The sequence below is a fragment of the Pseudoxanthomonas sp. GM95 genome, assembly GCF_900109775.1.
In the GTDB taxonomy this organism is placed as follows: domain Bacteria; phylum Pseudomonadota; class Gammaproteobacteria; order Xanthomonadales; family Xanthomonadaceae; genus Pseudoxanthomonas_A.
Genome location: NZ_FOAX01000003.1, coordinates 631,880 through 645,389, shown reverse-complemented (window position 1 = coordinate 645,389; position 13,510 = coordinate 631,880). Strand labels below are relative to the sequence as shown.

The 13,510-nt window shown below is 68.3% G+C and carries 12 protein-coding genes; 4 read left to right on the top strand and 8 right to left on the bottom strand.

Features of this window, described 5'->3' with window-relative positions; genetic code table 11:
* Positions 1–17 precede the first annotated feature (17 nt).
* Positions 18–2,204 carry a glycoside hydrolase family 3 N-terminal domain-containing protein gene (locus tag BMZ17_RS17660; protein ID WP_093141920.1) on the bottom strand — a complete coding sequence of 729 codons (2,187 nt, stop codon included), beginning with the start codon at positions 2,202–2,204 and terminating at the stop codon, positions 18–20.
* Between the two features lie 420 nt (positions 2,205–2,624).
* Positions 2,625–3,587: an aldo/keto reductase gene (locus BMZ17_RS17655; RefSeq protein ID WP_093141915.1), complete on the bottom strand. Its 963-nt coding sequence runs from the start codon at positions 3,585–3,587 to the stop codon at positions 2,625–2,627.
* 140 nt (positions 3,588–3,727) lie between these two features.
* Between BMZ17_RS17655 and BMZ17_RS17650 the strand changes: the two genes are divergently transcribed.
* A complete protein-coding gene (locus BMZ17_RS17650) occupies positions 3,728–4,561 on the top strand; it encodes a class I SAM-dependent methyltransferase (RefSeq protein ID WP_093141911.1) in 834 nt (277 codons plus the stop codon).
* Between the two features lie 11 nt (positions 4,562–4,572).
* Positions 4,573–4,827, top strand: coding sequence for a DUF2164 domain-containing protein (locus BMZ17_RS17645; protein ID WP_093141906.1), 255 nt, complete (start codon positions 4,573–4,575; stop codon positions 4,825–4,827).
* Positions 4,828–4,844: 17 nt separating this feature from the next.
* Here the strand turns inward: BMZ17_RS17645 and BMZ17_RS17640 are convergent, their stop codons facing one another.
* Both BMZ17_RS17640 and BMZ17_RS17635 read right to left on the bottom strand, forming a co-directional pair.
* Positions 4,845–6,392 carry a phospholipase effector Tle1 domain-containing protein gene (locus BMZ17_RS17640; protein ID WP_093141901.1) on the bottom strand — a complete coding sequence of 516 codons (1,548 nt, stop codon included), beginning with the start codon at positions 6,390–6,392 and terminating at the stop codon, positions 4,845–4,847.
* Between the two features lie 32 nt (positions 6,393–6,424).
* Positions 6,425–6,940: a hypothetical protein gene (locus BMZ17_RS17635; RefSeq protein ID WP_093141896.1), complete on the bottom strand. Its 516-nt coding sequence runs from the start codon at positions 6,938–6,940 to the stop codon at positions 6,425–6,427.
* A 344-nt stretch (positions 6,941–7,284) separates the two neighbouring features.
* On the opposite strand from BMZ17_RS17635, the gene BMZ17_RS17630 reads away from it, so the two are divergent.
* Positions 7,285–7,827, top strand: a complete 543-nt coding sequence (locus tag BMZ17_RS17630; protein WP_093142386.1) for a pseudouridine synthase — start codon at positions 7,285–7,287, stop codon at positions 7,825–7,827.
* 145 nt (positions 7,828–7,972) lie between these two features.
* On the opposite strand, the gene BMZ17_RS17625 is transcribed toward BMZ17_RS17630, so the two are convergent.
* The gene (locus BMZ17_RS17625) at positions 7,973–8,392 is read right to left on the bottom strand and encodes a hypothetical protein (RefSeq protein ID WP_093141892.1); all 420 of its coding nucleotides are present in this window, start codon (positions 8,390–8,392) and stop codon (positions 7,973–7,975) included.
* Positions 8,393–8,591: 199 nt separating this feature from the next.
* Positions 8,592–11,096 (bottom strand): ATP-dependent helicase HrpB, encoded by a 2,505-nt coding sequence (gene hrpB, locus BMZ17_RS17620; protein ID WP_175485659.1) that lies wholly within the window; start codon positions 11,094–11,096, stop codon positions 8,592–8,594.
* Positions 11,097–11,166: 70 nt separating this feature from the next.
* Here hrpB and BMZ17_RS17615 point away from each other — a divergent pair, with 70 nt between their 5' ends.
* A complete protein-coding gene (locus tag BMZ17_RS17615) occupies positions 11,167–11,958 on the top strand; it encodes a TatD family hydrolase (RefSeq protein WP_093141883.1) in 792 nt (263 codons plus the stop codon).
* Positions 11,959–11,978: 20 nt separating this feature from the next.
* Here BMZ17_RS17615 and BMZ17_RS17610 read toward each other — a convergent pair whose 3' ends face one another.
* Complete coding sequence (locus tag BMZ17_RS17610) at positions 11,979–12,488, bottom strand: hypothetical protein (protein ID WP_093141878.1); 510 nt, start codon at positions 12,486–12,488, stop codon at positions 11,979–11,981.
* A gap of 65 nt (positions 12,489–12,553) precedes the next feature.
* Entirely contained in the window at positions 12,554–13,492 is a 939-nt protein-coding gene (gene panE, locus BMZ17_RS17605) for a 2-dehydropantoate 2-reductase (RefSeq protein WP_093141874.1), read from the bottom strand.
* Positions 13,493–13,510: the final 18 nt, after the last annotated feature.

Here is a 13,510-nt window from a genome sequence, read left to right as displayed (position 1 = left end):
TTGCTTCGCGCTTCCGGTCAGCCCTTGGGCGCGAGCAGTTCGAACTGCACCGGCGTGCCGTTCACCGACGAATCGGTGATCCACACGTCGAACACGCCCGGCTCTGCGCCGAACACCAGGTCGGTGCCGGTGAAGCCCAGCAGGCTGCGGCCCAGCTGGAAGCTGACCTGGGCCGATTCGCCGGCCAGCAGCGTGAGCTTGTTGAAGCCTTTCAGCTCGCGCACCGGGCGCACGCGGCTGGCGACGCGATCGTGCACGTAGAGCTGCACGACGGTTTCGCCGGCCACATCGCCGGTGTTGGTCACGGTGGTGGTGAGCGTGAGCGTGTCGTCCCAGCCGACCCGCGTGGCCGACAGGGTCGGGGTGCCGTAATCGAAGCTGGTGTACGACAGGCCGTGGCCGAACGGATACAGCGCATCGGCGGTGATCTCGCGCCAGCGCGACTTGTATTCGCTCATGTCCGGCAGCTCGGGGCGGCCGGTACGCGGACGGTTGTAGAACAGCGGCTGCTGGCCCGAATCCTGCGGGAAGCTCACCGGCAGGCAGCCGGCCGGGTTGTAGTCGCCGAACAACACGTCGGCCACGCCGTGACCGGTCTGGCTGCCCAGGAACCAGGTCACCGCGATCGCGGCCGCATCGCGTACCGCGCCATGCAACGCGAGCGCACGACCGTTGCGCAGCAGCACCACCAGCGGCTTGCCGGTGGCGGCCAGCGCCTCGGCCAGGGCCTGGTGCGCCGGCGGCACGACGATCTGCGTGCGCGACTGTGCTTCGCCGCTGTAGCGTTGCGGCTCGCCGATGGCCAGCACCACCACGTCGCTGGCCTGCGCCGCGGCCACGGCGGCAGCGATGCCGCCGTCGATCGGCGCTTCCAGTCCGCAACCGTCCTCGACGATCAGCTGCGCGGCATCGCCCAGGGCGGCCCGCACGCCGGCTTCCAGAGTGACGTAGCGCGCTTTGTCGCCGAACAGCGTCCAGCAGCCTTCGATGTTCTCGGTGTCGCGCACGAACGGCCCGACCAGCGCGATCTTCTGCCCGGTCTTCTTCAGCGGCAGCACGTCGCCATCGTTCTTCAGCAGCACGATCGAGCGACGCGCCGCATCGCGCGACAGCGCCTCGTGGGCGGCGATGTGGCTCTGGTCGGCTTCGCGCACCGGGTCGAGCGAGCGGTACGGATTGTCGAACAGGCCAATCTGCTCCTTGACCCACAGCACGCGGCGCACGCCTTCATCCAGCTGCGCCATGGTCACTTCGCCGCTTTCCACCAGCGAGGCGAGGTGCTGCTCGTAGAAGCCGCTCTGCATGCTGATGTCCAGGCCCGCGGTGAACGCGCGGCGCGTGGCATCGCGATCGTCGGCCGCGTAGCCGTGGGCGACCAGTTCCATGTCGGCGGTGTAGTCGGACACGACCAGGCCGGGAAACTGCCAGGCGCCGCGCAGCAGGTCGGTCATCAGCCAGCGGTTGGCGCTGGCCGGCACACCGTTGATGTCGTTGAAGGCGCTCATCGTGGTGATGGCGCCGGCATCGAAGGCCGCCTTGAACGGCGGCAGGTGCACGTCGCGCAGGGTCTGCTCGGAGATATCGACGGTGTTGTATTCCAGGCCGCCGCCGACCGCGCCGTAGGCGGCGAAGTGCTTGGGCGTGGCCAGCAGGCAATCGTCGGCGGTGAGGCCGGCATCGCCCTGGAAGCCCTGCACACGCGCGGCGGCAAAGGCACAACCCAGCACGACGTCTTCGCCGGCGCCTTCGGCACCACGGCCCCAACGCTGGTCGCGCGCGATGTCCACGGCCGGGGCGAAGGTCCAGTGGATGCCGGCGGCGGTGGCTTCGACCGCGGTGGCGCGGGCGGTGCGGCGGGCCAGATCGGGCTCGAAGCTGGCCGCTTCTCCCAGCGGAATCGGGAACACCGTGCGCATGCCGTGGATCACGTCCGAGCCCAGCAGCAGCGGGATCCCGAGCCTTGATTCCTCCACCGCCAGGCGCTGGGCCTCGCGGCCTTCGACCGCGCCCACGCCGTTGAACAGTGCGCCGATCCGCCCGGCGCGGATGCCCGCGCGCACCTCGGCCACGCCCTGGGCGTTGGCCTCGGGATTCACGTCAGGTGCGAATGGGCGCAGCGCATCGGCAAAGATGCCCAGCTGGCCCACTTTCTCTTCCACCGTCATCTGCGCGATGAGGGTGTCAATCCGTTCCGAGTTCGACATCCGGCCCTGCCATGAAAACGTTTACATGCATTCTAAGCCATGCCCGGCAGATGCCAAGCCCTCGGCGTCGAACGAAGCCACGCAGGCTGCACTGGGCCGGCGCGTCTGTCGAGCCCGGCTGAGCACGACAGCGCTGTCACCCACCTCAGGCCAGTTGCCTGGGCATCTCCGCATCGTGCGAAGGCGGATCGCCGGCCTGCCCGGGGCACGGCGGTTCTGCCGCGCCAGGCGGCAGCGGCGGATGTTCGTCCTCGTCCTGCCAGGGACTGGGGCCTGGGCGTGGCCCGGCGGGAAGGTTGATGTGCATGGCGGCCTCCGCGGCAGCCGCCCGGTCGAGGGGGCGGCGCGGGCGCACGGTGCACCTGCCCAGGTAATGCCGCGGTGCAGGCGCGGTCTGCCGTCTTCACGCCCACCGCCGGTTTACGGCTCGCTGGCCTGGTCTAGCGCCTGGATCTGCGCCGGCGTCAGCTGCAGGCGCGCGGCCTGCAGGATGTCCTCCAGCTGCGCCACGCTGCTGGCGCTGGCGATCGGCGCGGTGATCGACGCGCGTGCCATCAGCCAGGCCAGCGCAACCTGCGCCAGCGTGGCCTTGTGCTCGGAAGCCACGCCATCGAGCGCGTCCAGGATCGCCTTGCCGCGCGGGTTGAGGTATTGCGCGACCACCTTGGTGCCGCGCGCCGCGCTCTTGGCCGCATCGGCCGCATCGCGGTACTTGCCGGTGAGGAAGCCGCTGGCCAGCGAGTAATAGCTGATCACCGCCAGGCCTTCGCCCTCGACCAGCGACTCCAGCTCGGCCTCGTAGCCGGCGCGGTCGTAGAGGTTGTATTCGGGCTGCAGGGTTTCGTAACGCGGCAGGCCCTGGTCGGCCGAGACCGCCAAGGCCTGCTGCAAACGTTCGGCGCTGTAGTTGGACGCACCGATCGCGCGCACCTTGCCCTTTTCGATCAGGCGCGCGAACGCGCCGAGCGTGGCTTCCAGCGGCACCGAGTCGTCGTCCTCGTGCGCCTGGTACAGGTCGATGGTCTCGACGCCCAGGCGACGCAGCGAATCATCCACCGCCGCCTCGATGTTCTCCGGCGACAGGCCCGGACGCTCGGCCCACTTGGCGACCTTGGTGGCGATCACGACCTGCTCGCGCTTGCCGCTGGACTTGAGCCACTGGCCGATGAGTGCTTCCGACTCGCCGCCACGGTTGCCCGGGACCCAGGCCGGATACACGTCGGCGGTATCGATCAGGTTGAAGCCGCCATCGACGAACGCGTCCAGCAATCGCGCGGTGCCGGCCGCATCCTTGACGCTCCAGCCAAACACGTTGCCGCCGAAGGCCAGCGGCGCGACGGTGATGCCGGACTTGCCCAACGGGCGCTGTGGGATGGATGTCACGGTGATGTCTCCTGGTCGAACGTGTAAGGAAAATCTTCGCCCGCCAGCCTAGGCGCCAGGCGTTTAAACCTGCGTGCACGCGCAGTTGCAGACAGGCTGCGTGCTAGGCTCGGCGCCACTTTTCCTGCCGGGATTTCGTCATGCGCCGTTGCCTTGTCACGCTTGCCCTGTGTGCTGCCCTGGTGCCGATGGCGCCCGCCTTCGCCCAGCAATCCACCACCGCGATCACCGTGCCCGCGCCGCTGCAGTCGGCCATCGACGGCGCGTGGCGCAAGCCGGCCGACGTGGCCCGCGACAAGTACCGTCATCCGGGCCAGACGCTGACCTTCTTCGGCGTGCAGCCGCACGACACCGTCATCGAGATCACCCCGGGCAGCGGCTGGTATTCGGCGATCCTGGCGCCGTACCTGAAGACCGAAGGCCAGTACATCGCCGCGGTCGTCGACCCGGCCGCCGTCGCCGAGAAATCGCGCGCCTACCAGCAGAAGTCCAAGGACAGCCTGGAAGCGTTCTACAAGAGTGACGCCGCCCACTACGGCAAGGCCAAGATCATCAGCTACGCGCCGGCCACGCCGAGCTTCGGCCCGGCCAATTCGGCCGACGTGGTGCTGACATTCCGCAACGTGCACAACTGGCGCATGGCCGACAACGCCGAGGCGATGTTCAAGGGCTTCTTCGCCGTGCTGAAATCCGGCGGCACGCTGGGCGTGGTCGAACACCGCGCCAAGGGTGAAGTGGCCGACGGCGATGAGAGCGGCTACGTCGGCGAGACCCAGGTGATCGCGCTGGCCACCGCGGCCGGCTTCAAGCTGGAAGGCAAGAGCGAGATCAACGCCAATCCGCGCGATACCAAGGATTACCCCGGCGGCGTGTGGACGCTGCCGCCGACCAACAGCCACGACAAGGCCGACGACGCCAAATACCAGGCCATCGGCGAAAGCGACCGCATGACGCTGCGCTTCGTGAAGCCCTAAGCGCGTTGCAGATGGCCGAGATCCGTTTCAGCGAAGACGAGAAGGCGCAGATCGTGCGCCGGATCCAGCTGTATTTCGACCAGGAGTTGCGGCAGGAGATCGGCCGGTTCGATGCCGAGTTCCTGCTGGATTTCTTCGCCAAGGACGTCGGCGCGTACTTCTACAACCGCGGCCTGTCTGATGCGCAGGCCGTGCTGGCGGCGAAGGTGGATGAGCTGGGCGAGGCGATCTACCAGCTGGAAAAGCCGACCGAGCTGCGCCGCTAGCGCAGTTCGGCTTCGCGCTATTGCAGCGCGCGCACCGGTGCCTGCTGGCTCGGCGGCTCCTGCGCCAGCGTGGGCGTTGGTCGCTGTTGCGAAGGGGCGTTGAGCGACTGCAGCTGGCGCATCGAATCCTGCATCGGCGGCGCCGGTTGCGACAGGTCGATCTGCGCGCGATAGCCGGTGGTGGTACCGACCACCCACAGGCTGCCGTTATGTTCGGTCGCGCCGCCCAGCGCGCCGGGCGCGATGCCTTCCTGGCGCGCGCGCAGCGTGGCCTGCATCACCCGATCGTTGTCCATGCTGGCTGGCAGCTTGTCGCGCAGCGCCTGGTAAAGCGCGGCATCGCCCTGCCCCAGTGCGCTGGCGGGATTGGCCATTGATTCGGTGCGCGTTGGCTGCGGGTTGCCGGGCACGGCGCCGATCTGCACGGCGTGCTGTGGAAATTTCGCGCGCAGGCTTTGGTCGATCGGCTCGGCGTTGTTCGGATCGAGCACCTTGTCGACCATGTGCTTGGGCACGAGCCGCTCGACGTAGCCTTCCGGCTGCAAACGATCGACCTTGGAGCCCCACTTGTAGAGCAACATCCCTTCTTCGGAGCGGTGCACCACGTTCAAGCGCGGATCGCTGGGCTCGGCGCGCTTGTCCAGGAACGGCTTGTCGCTGAGCGCGTTGACGTAATCGGTCATCAGGTTGCCGCTGCGCGTGGCCAGGCCATCGCGGTGGTAACTGCCGCCGATATCCGAATGCGCACCGGCCACGGTCACGCCCAGCAGGCGGCCGTCCGACGTCTGCCCCGGATCGATAATGTGCGTGGATTTGAACAGCCCGCGGCGCTCGTCCTCGGCAATGATCTGCACGCCGGAGATCACCGACGGCGGAAGCCGCCGGTCCTGGTGCTTGACCGGATCGCCGGTGCCGACCGGATCGAACAGCCCGACGGCTTGCGCGACCTGGCCGGGCTCGACGATGGGCTCCTTGTTGTAGGCCACGCTCTTGATCTCGCCATGCGAGCCCAGCTTGTACACCGCGCCATCGGGGTCCTGGATGCCGCGCTCATGCACCAGGCGCGAAAACCCCGCCGCCTGCTCCGCACCACGGCTGAAGCCGACATCGGCGACGCGGATCTGCGCATCGGGATTCTCCGCTTTCCACTCCGAGGCCTTTTCGATGAACTGCCGGTACATGTCTTCCAGGCGTTCGTTGTAGGTATGCCCATCGGCACCGTCGAGCGTCCTGGCCAGCGCGTTCTTCTGCGTGCCTGGGCCAATGACGTAGCCCACTTCGATCTGGTCGTTGCCATCCCGGTTGAGGTGCTTGATCTGGCTGCGGATGCCGGCCACGTTGGTGGCATGTTCGGGATCGGAGAACACGTCGTTGCCGGTTCCGTCGAATGCCGCAATGAACAGCTTTTCGTTCGGATTGCCCGCGTGGATCAGGATCGGTGCCTGAAATTGCGACAGCGCGGTGTTGGCGCGGCTGTAGGTCGCCAGGTCTTCGGCGCTGGCCGGGTAATGGGAGACCCCATCGCCCAGGACGCCATCCTTCTCAAGTTTGTGGTGCTCGGTCATCTCGTCTCTCCGATCCCTGGATGCACGCGTCCTTAGTAGGTCTTGCTCCACGCCTCGATGAGGTCGTTGCGATGGAAGCTGTATTTGTTCCCCGGCACCTGCTCGGACTTGGTGGGGACGTGCGCCTTGCTGAACACCGTCAGCGTGCGGTCGTTGACCTCAAGGAAGATATCGACGCTGCCGCCGAAGGAGCCTTCGGGATAGTCATTTTGCTTCACGTGGTGCAGGACGCGTTCGTCCTTGAAGATCTGCGCGATGTCCACGCTGGCCTCGTGCGACTGACCATCGGCCGAGGTCCACTTCACGATCGCCGGCTCGGGGAAATTATTGATTCCGATATGCGAGGCCTTGCCCCACTTGGCCCGGTAATCCCCCGATGGCGGCGCGCCAGACGGACGCTGCTTGTCTTCCGGCGTCAGATCAAGCTGGTTGTAGATCACCGTGCACGATGCGGTGTTGTAGCAGAACGCATCGAAGCCATGGCGCTTGAAGTGCAGCGGCCACGCATTGGTGGTGGACGCATCGTTGGTTTGCATCTGGGCAGACATGGCGGTTTGGCACCCTGCAAGGAAGAACACGGAAAGAGCGATCAGCACCATCGTCGGCGCACGCCTGGCAGGCGGTCTCGACGGGGTCTGTGCGGAAAGCGGGCTGTACATCGGCTTCTCCAGAATCCATGGAATCGCGCGTTGCGCTTGCCCACGTTGCGGGCCGGCATGGACCGTATCTCGGCCCGGCTGAATGGCGCACGTTAGGCGGCCGCTGGCGATGCGTCAAATGCCACCGCGTGCATCCTGCGCGTTGTGCGCAGCGTGCCATCGCGATGACGCGCGGGCGCTTGGCCGATAATGTGCGGGCCATCCCTGTCCCGACTGTCGTCACCGTCAACGCCGTGCTGATTGCCTTCAACAAACCGTTCAACGTGCTGTGCCAGTTCACCGATCGCAGCGCGACGCCGCGACGCACGCTGGCCGCGTTCGGCTTGCCCAAGGACGTGTATGCGGCCGGTCGCTTGGACTACGACAGTGAGGGCCTGCTGTTGCTCACCGATGACGGCGCGCTGGCGCACCGGCTCACAGATCCGCGCCACAAGCAGGACAAGACCTATCTGGTCCAGGTCGAAGGCACGCCGCAGCCCGAGCAACTGCGTGCGCTATGCGATGGCGTGACCTTGAACGATGGCCCCACCCTGCCCGCGCGCGCGCGCCTGCTGGAGGACCCGCCGTCGCTATGGCTGCGCGATCCGCCGGTGCGGGTGCGCAAGACCGTGCCCGATGCCTGGCTGGAAATGACCCTGCGCGAGGGCCGCAACCGGCAGGTGCGGCGCATGACCGCGGCCGTCGGCCTGCCGACGCTGCGCCTGGTGCGTGCATCGATGGGCGCGGTTGCGCTGGATGGCCTGCAGCCCGGCCAGTGGCGCATCCAGTCGCCTTGAAGCACGTCGTCTGAGAAGCACATCGCCTGCGCCAGACAGCGCAACGCCCGGCAGGACCGGGCGTTGGCTTCAACCAGAGGCTGGCTCGACCGCCGCACGGCTGCGGTGGCATCCGTGCGAAGGCCGAGGACTCAGCGTTGGAAACTCAGCTTTCGCTGGGTGTCTTGGGGGCGACGCGGCTGTGGCGACCGGCACGCGAGCGCACGCCCGCGTTGCCACGCGTGGTGGCCGGTTCCAGCCTGCGCGCGCTGCTGTCGATCGCGGCGCTGGCCTGCTTCTGCTTGTACTTGCGGAACACCGCGTAGCCAATCAGGCCCACGCCGACGGCGGCCGCGGCGCCGACGGCGATCGGGTTGCGCTTGACGAACGTCGCGGTGGCCTTGCCGCCAGTGCGCACGGCGCCGAGCGCGGCGCTGTTCTTGATCAGCTGGCTGGCCTTGGACCGGCGCGAAGGCACCAGATCACGCACGCTGCTGCCTGCGCTGCGCAGGCCGTCGCCCGCCTGGTGGACCAGGTCCAGGGCGGTTTCCAGCGCGCGATCGCTGATGTCAGTGAACTTGCTCATTGGAAAGACCCCGTGGCCGATGAAAGAGGGCCAGTCTCCCGGCAGGCATGTAGACGGCGTGTGTGCGCAGCGGCGTGAGGCCGTCCGCAGGCTGAACACGGGACACCCGGGTAGGCGCTGCTTCGTGGCGATGGCGCTTTCCCAGTAGTGCCTCTTCGCCGCTGAAGCGGCGCCCACAAACGCGAGTCCTACTGATGCATCAGGTGCCGCGCGGTTTGGCGCGATGGGTCGCGGCAACGGTCCACGGGTCTTCGGGCCAGGGATGGCGCGGGTAGCGCCCCTTCATCTCCTTGCGCACCTCGGCATAGGTATTGGCCCAGAAGCTGCGCAGGTCCTGGGTAACCTGCAGCGGTTTGCCGCCGGGCGAAAGCAGGTGCAGGGTCAATGCGATGCGGCCATCGGCGATGCGTGGCGTGTCGGCCAGGCCGAACAGCTCCTGCAGCTTCACCGCCAGCACTGGCGCGCGCGGACTGCCATCGTGCTCCACGCCGTAATCGATGCGTCGCTCCATGCCCGAGGGCACGGTGATGCGCGTGGGCGCCAACGTGTCGATGCGCTGGCGGGTGGACCAGTCGGTCGAGGACTTGAGTGCTTCGCCCAGGTCCTGTTCGTCCAATGCGTCCAGCCGGGTCTTGCCGGCGAAGGCGGGCTTGAGCCAGGTCGCCAGCGTCGCCAGCAGCGCGTCATCGGACAGGTCGGGCAGGTCGAGTTCGGGCATCCACGCGCGCAGGTTGCGCACGCGGGCGCGCCACTGCTGCAGATTGTCGGTCCAGGGCAGTGCGTCCAAGCCGAGGTCGCGCACCGCGTCGGTGAGCGCGGCGGCGGCGTGCTGCGGATCGATCTTCCCGGCCGGACGTGCGTCCAACACGATCGCGTCGAAACGCGACTCGCGCTGCGCCACCAGCGCACGCCGTTCGCCATCCCAGCGCACGTGATCACCGGTGGAAAAGTGCGAGGCGAAGCGCGCGCGCAGGAAGCCTTCGTCCACCGGCGCGCCGCGCAGGATCAGCCCATCGCGCGACTCGAAACGCAGCTCGCTGGCCACGATCCACGGCTCGCCGCGCAGCGCGCTGTCGTCGAACAGCCGCGCGGTGCGGCCATTGGCCAGCGCATAGCGCAGCGGATCGGTGGCGTGGCGATAGCCGATGCGATCGGGGAAGGCGAGCGCGAGCAGGTCGCCCAGCGCATGCGCCTCGATCTCGCGCGGTGGCATGGCGTCCTCGCGCAGGCGACGGCGCCACTGCTTGGCCGCCGCATCGATCGCGGCCAAGGCGGAACGATGCGCATCGGCCGGTGCCCGGCCGTGTCGGAACGCGGCCAGCGCACGCCAGCGGGCGGCCAGCGCATCGCCACCGCCGCGTAGCGGATCGCGCGCCTCCACCAGCGCGGCGACATCGCAGGCCAGCGCGCGCATCGCCCCCGCGTCGGCGGTGAGCAGCATTGCGGCCAGGCGTGGATGCGTGCCCAGCTTCAGCAGCTGCTTGCCCAGCGGGGTGATCGCCTGGTGCTGGTCCAGCGCGCCCAGCCGCTGCAGCAGATCGCGCGCGGCAGCCAAGGGGCCGGGCGGCGGGGTGTCGACGAAACGCAGGTCGTCGCTGCCCCAAGCCGCCAGTTCCAGCGCGAGGCCGGCCAGTTCGACCTGGGCGATCTCCGGCCGGCGTTGCGGTTCCAGACGCTGCGAGGCCGGCCACAGTCGCCACGCCACGCCTTCGTTCACACGACCGGCACGACCGGCGCGCTGGTCGGCCGAGGCCTGGGCGATGTGCACCACGTCCAGCCGCGAGAACCCGCTGTTGGGATCGAAGCGCGGCTCGCGCGCCAGGCCGCTGTCGATCACCACGCGCACGCCGGGCAAGGTCACCGACGACTCGGCCACGTTGGTGGCCAGCACCACGCGGCGGCGGCCGTCGGGATCGGGCTGCAGCACGGCCGACTGCTGTTCGACCGGCAGCTCGCCGTGCAAGGCCAGCACGCTGACCTCAGCTAGCGCGGGACTGTCGCGCAGAGCCGCATCCACGCGCGCAATCTCGCGCTGGCCGGGCAGGAACACCAGCACATCGCCTGGATGCGCGGCCAAAGCCGCTTCCACGGCACGGCGCGTCTGCGGCTCCAGCGCTTCGTCGCGGCGCGCAGGGAAATGCGACACCTCGACCGGATAGCTGCGGCCCTCGCTGCTCAGGCGCGGCGCGTCCAGCCACTGCGACAGGCGCGCGCCATCGAGCGTGGCCGACATCACCACAATGCGCAGGTCCTCGCGCAATGCGCCCTGCACGTCCAGCGCCAGGGCCAGGCCGAGATCGCCGGCCAGGTGGCGTTCGTGGAACTCGTCGAACAGCAGCGCGCCGACGTCTTCCAGCAGCGGATCGTCCTGCAGCATCCGGGTGAGGATGCCTTCGGTGACCACCTCAATCCGGGTGCGCGCGCTGGTCTTGTTGTCGAAGCGGATGCGGTAGCCGACGGTCTCGCCGACCGGTTCGCCCAGCTGCTTGGCCATGAACCCGGCGGCGGCGCGCGCGGCGACGCGACGCGGTTCCAGCATCACGAGCTTGCGGCCCGCCAGCCACGGCGCATCCAGCAGCGCCAGCGGCACCTGGGTGGTCTTGCCGGCGCCGGGCGGCGCTTCCAGCACCAGGCGCGGATGAGCAGCAAGCGACGCGGTGATCTGCGGCAGGAGCGGGGAAATGGGGAAGTTCGGCGCGGACATTGCGCACAAGGATAAGGCGCATGGCGGGCGCGCCCTACAATGTAAGGCCCCACGCAATGCCCCACGGTCCATGCAGCTCATCGATATCGGCGCCAACCTCACCCACGATTCCTTCGACCGCGACCGTGACGCGGTGCTGCAGCGCGCGCGCGCGGCAGGCGTGGGCCAGCTGGTGATCACCGGCGCCAGTCGCGAGCACTCGCCCAAGGCGCTGGAGCTGGCGCGCGCGCATCCGGGGTTCCTGTTTGCCACCGCCGGCGTGCACCCGCACCACGCCACCGAATACACCGACGAATGCGATGCCGAAATGCGCGCGTTGTTGGCGCAACCGGAGGTGGTGGCCGTCGGCGAATGCGGTCTGGATTACAACCGCGACTTCTCGCCGCGTCCGGCCCAGCGCAAGGCGTTCGAACGCCAGCTGCAGACCGCGGTCGATACCGGCAAGCCGCTGTTCCTGCACCAGCGCGACGCGCATGCGGACTTCATGGCGGTGATGAAGCAGTTCGACGGCCAGCTGCCGGCGGCGGTGGTGCACTGCTTCACCGGCACGCGCGAGGAGCTGTTCGATTACCTGGACCAGGACTGGCACATCGGCATCACCGGCTGGCTGTGCGACGAACGCCGTGGCGCGCACCTGCGCGAACTGGTGCCGCACATCCCAGCCCACCGGCTGATGATCGAAACCGATGCGCCCTACCTGCTGCCGCGCACGCTTAAGCCGATGCCCAAGGACCGCCGCAACGAGCCGGCGTTCCTGTCGCATATCGCCGAGGAAGTGGCGCGCGATCGCAACGAAGCGCTGGCGGTGACCGCCCAGGCCACCACCGCCACCGCGCGCGCGTTCTTCAAGCTACCGGCGTAGGTCTGGCCAGCTCGGCAAGGTCAATCGACCTTGTCGTCTTCCTGCTTGGCGTCTTCCATCGCCTCGGGTTCCAGCTCCTCGGCGGCACGGTTGAGTTTGACGAACACGCCCCAGGCGATCAGCAGCACCGCGGCGGTCAGGCCGGCGGCGCCGGCGTAGGGCAGCTTGGTCGGGTCTTCGTGGACCAGCTCGAAGGTCATCACCAGGGTTTCGATCGACAGCGCGATCACGATGACCACCATGAAGCGCGACAGGTAGCGGCGCACGCGCGTGGGCCCGCTGACCTTGACGTCGCGCATCACCTCTTCCTCGAAGATCGTCTGGCCCAGCTCCATCGACACCAGCGCGATGGTCAGCAGGCCGATGCACTCCAGCACCAGGTTGAAGCGGGCGCGGGTGTCCTGCGCTTCCTGTTGGAAGGCATGCAGCAGTTCGCTGCCGGCCATCCACATCAGGCCCGCGCCGCACAGGACGAACAGCAAGATCACCACGATGTGGCCGACCAGGAACACCTTCTCGAACGCCTTCATTGCCGTGCTCCGCGCAGTCTTGGCGTCGGAGCATGGGCAGGGCGGCGTCGCGTCCGCGCGAAGGCTCAACCGGCGGAGTTGGCCTCGAACACCTGCAGATGGATCCAGGCCGTCTCCAGGCGCGGCGCACGCAGGCCGGCGTGGGCCGCGCGATGAACCATGTCGCCGACGATGTGCGCGGCTTCCACGCGCTGGCCCGACTGCAGGTCGCGCAGCATCGAGGCGGTGAGGTCCGAGCCGGGACGGGTGAGGTGTTCGAGCATGGTGACCTGCGCCGTTTCAGGGACGGCCACGCCGCTGGCCTTGGCCACCTCCACGCACTCGCGGTACAGGGCGATCATGAAATCACGCCCGCCTTCGGCCGCGACGATCGCGCCGACGCTGCCGCGCATCAGGCAGGTGGCCGCCGCCAGCGCGGTGAGGAAGCTGTACTTGCTCCACTGCGCCAGGGCGATGTCGCGCGCGTGCTCGAACTGCACGCCGGCCTGCTGGAACAGCGCCGCCAACGCCAGCGTGCGCGGGCTATCGGCCTCGCCGCGTCGCTCGCCGAAGGTGATCGACGCGGCCTTGCCCAAGTGCAGCACTTCGCCGCCCTCGCCCTTCATCGCACTGATGAAGCACAGCCCGCCCAGCACGTTGGCCGCGCCGAAGTGCGCATCCAGCGCCGCGTAATGCTGCAGGCCGTTGAGGATCGGGAAGACCGTCGTGTTAGCGCCGACGGCCGGGGCGATCGCGTCGAGTGAGCTGTCCAGGTCGTAGGCCTTGCAGCTCAGCAGCACCACGTCGAACGGCTGCGCTGCGGCCAGCGCCGGCAGCGCATCGGCCGTGACATGCGCGACCGGGAACTGCGCATCGCCCAGCGGGCTCTTGATCACCAGCCCGTCGCGCTGCAGCTGCGCCGCGCGCGCGTCACGCACCAGGAAGGTCACATCCACATCGGCCTGCGCCAGGCGCCCGCCGAAATACCCACCGGTGCCACCGGCACCCAACACCAGGATCCGCATCGAAAGTCCTATCGTTCT

Coding starts and splice junctions, on each gene's coding strand:
- BMZ17_RS17625 (WP_093141892.1), bottom strand. CDS start 8,392: ATGAGCAAGTTCACTGACATCAGCGATCGCGCGCTGGAAACCGCCCTG.
- BMZ17_RS17635 (WP_093141896.1), bottom strand. CDS start 6,940: ATGTCTGCCCAGATGCAAACCAACGATGCGTCCACCACCAATGCGTGG.
- BMZ17_RS17645 (WP_093141906.1), top strand. CDS start 4,573: ATGGCCGAGATCCGTTTCAGCGAAGACGAGAAGGCGCAGATCGTGCGC.
- BMZ17_RS17650 (WP_093141911.1), top strand. CDS start 3,728: ATGCGCCGTTGCCTTGTCACGCTTGCCCTGTGTGCTGCCCTGGTGCCG.
- BMZ17_RS17640 (WP_093141901.1), bottom strand. CDS start 6,392: ATGACCGAGCACCACAAACTTGAGAAGGATGGCGTCCTGGGCGATGGG.
- hrpB (WP_175485659.1), bottom strand. CDS start 11,096: ATGTCCGCGCCGAACTTCCCCATTTCCCCGCTCCTGCCGCAGATCACC.
- panE (WP_093141874.1), bottom strand. CDS start 13,492: ATGCGGATCCTGGTGTTGGGTGCCGGTGGCACCGGTGGGTATTTCGGC.
- BMZ17_RS17660 (WP_093141920.1), bottom strand. CDS start 2,204: ATGTCGAACTCGGAACGGATTGACACCCTCATCGCGCAGATGACGGTG.
- BMZ17_RS17610 (WP_093141878.1), bottom strand. CDS start 12,488: ATGAAGGCGTTCGAGAAGGTGTTCCTGGTCGGCCACATCGTGGTGATC.
- BMZ17_RS17615 (WP_093141883.1), top strand. CDS start 11,167: ATGCAGCTCATCGATATCGGCGCCAACCTCACCCACGATTCCTTCGAC.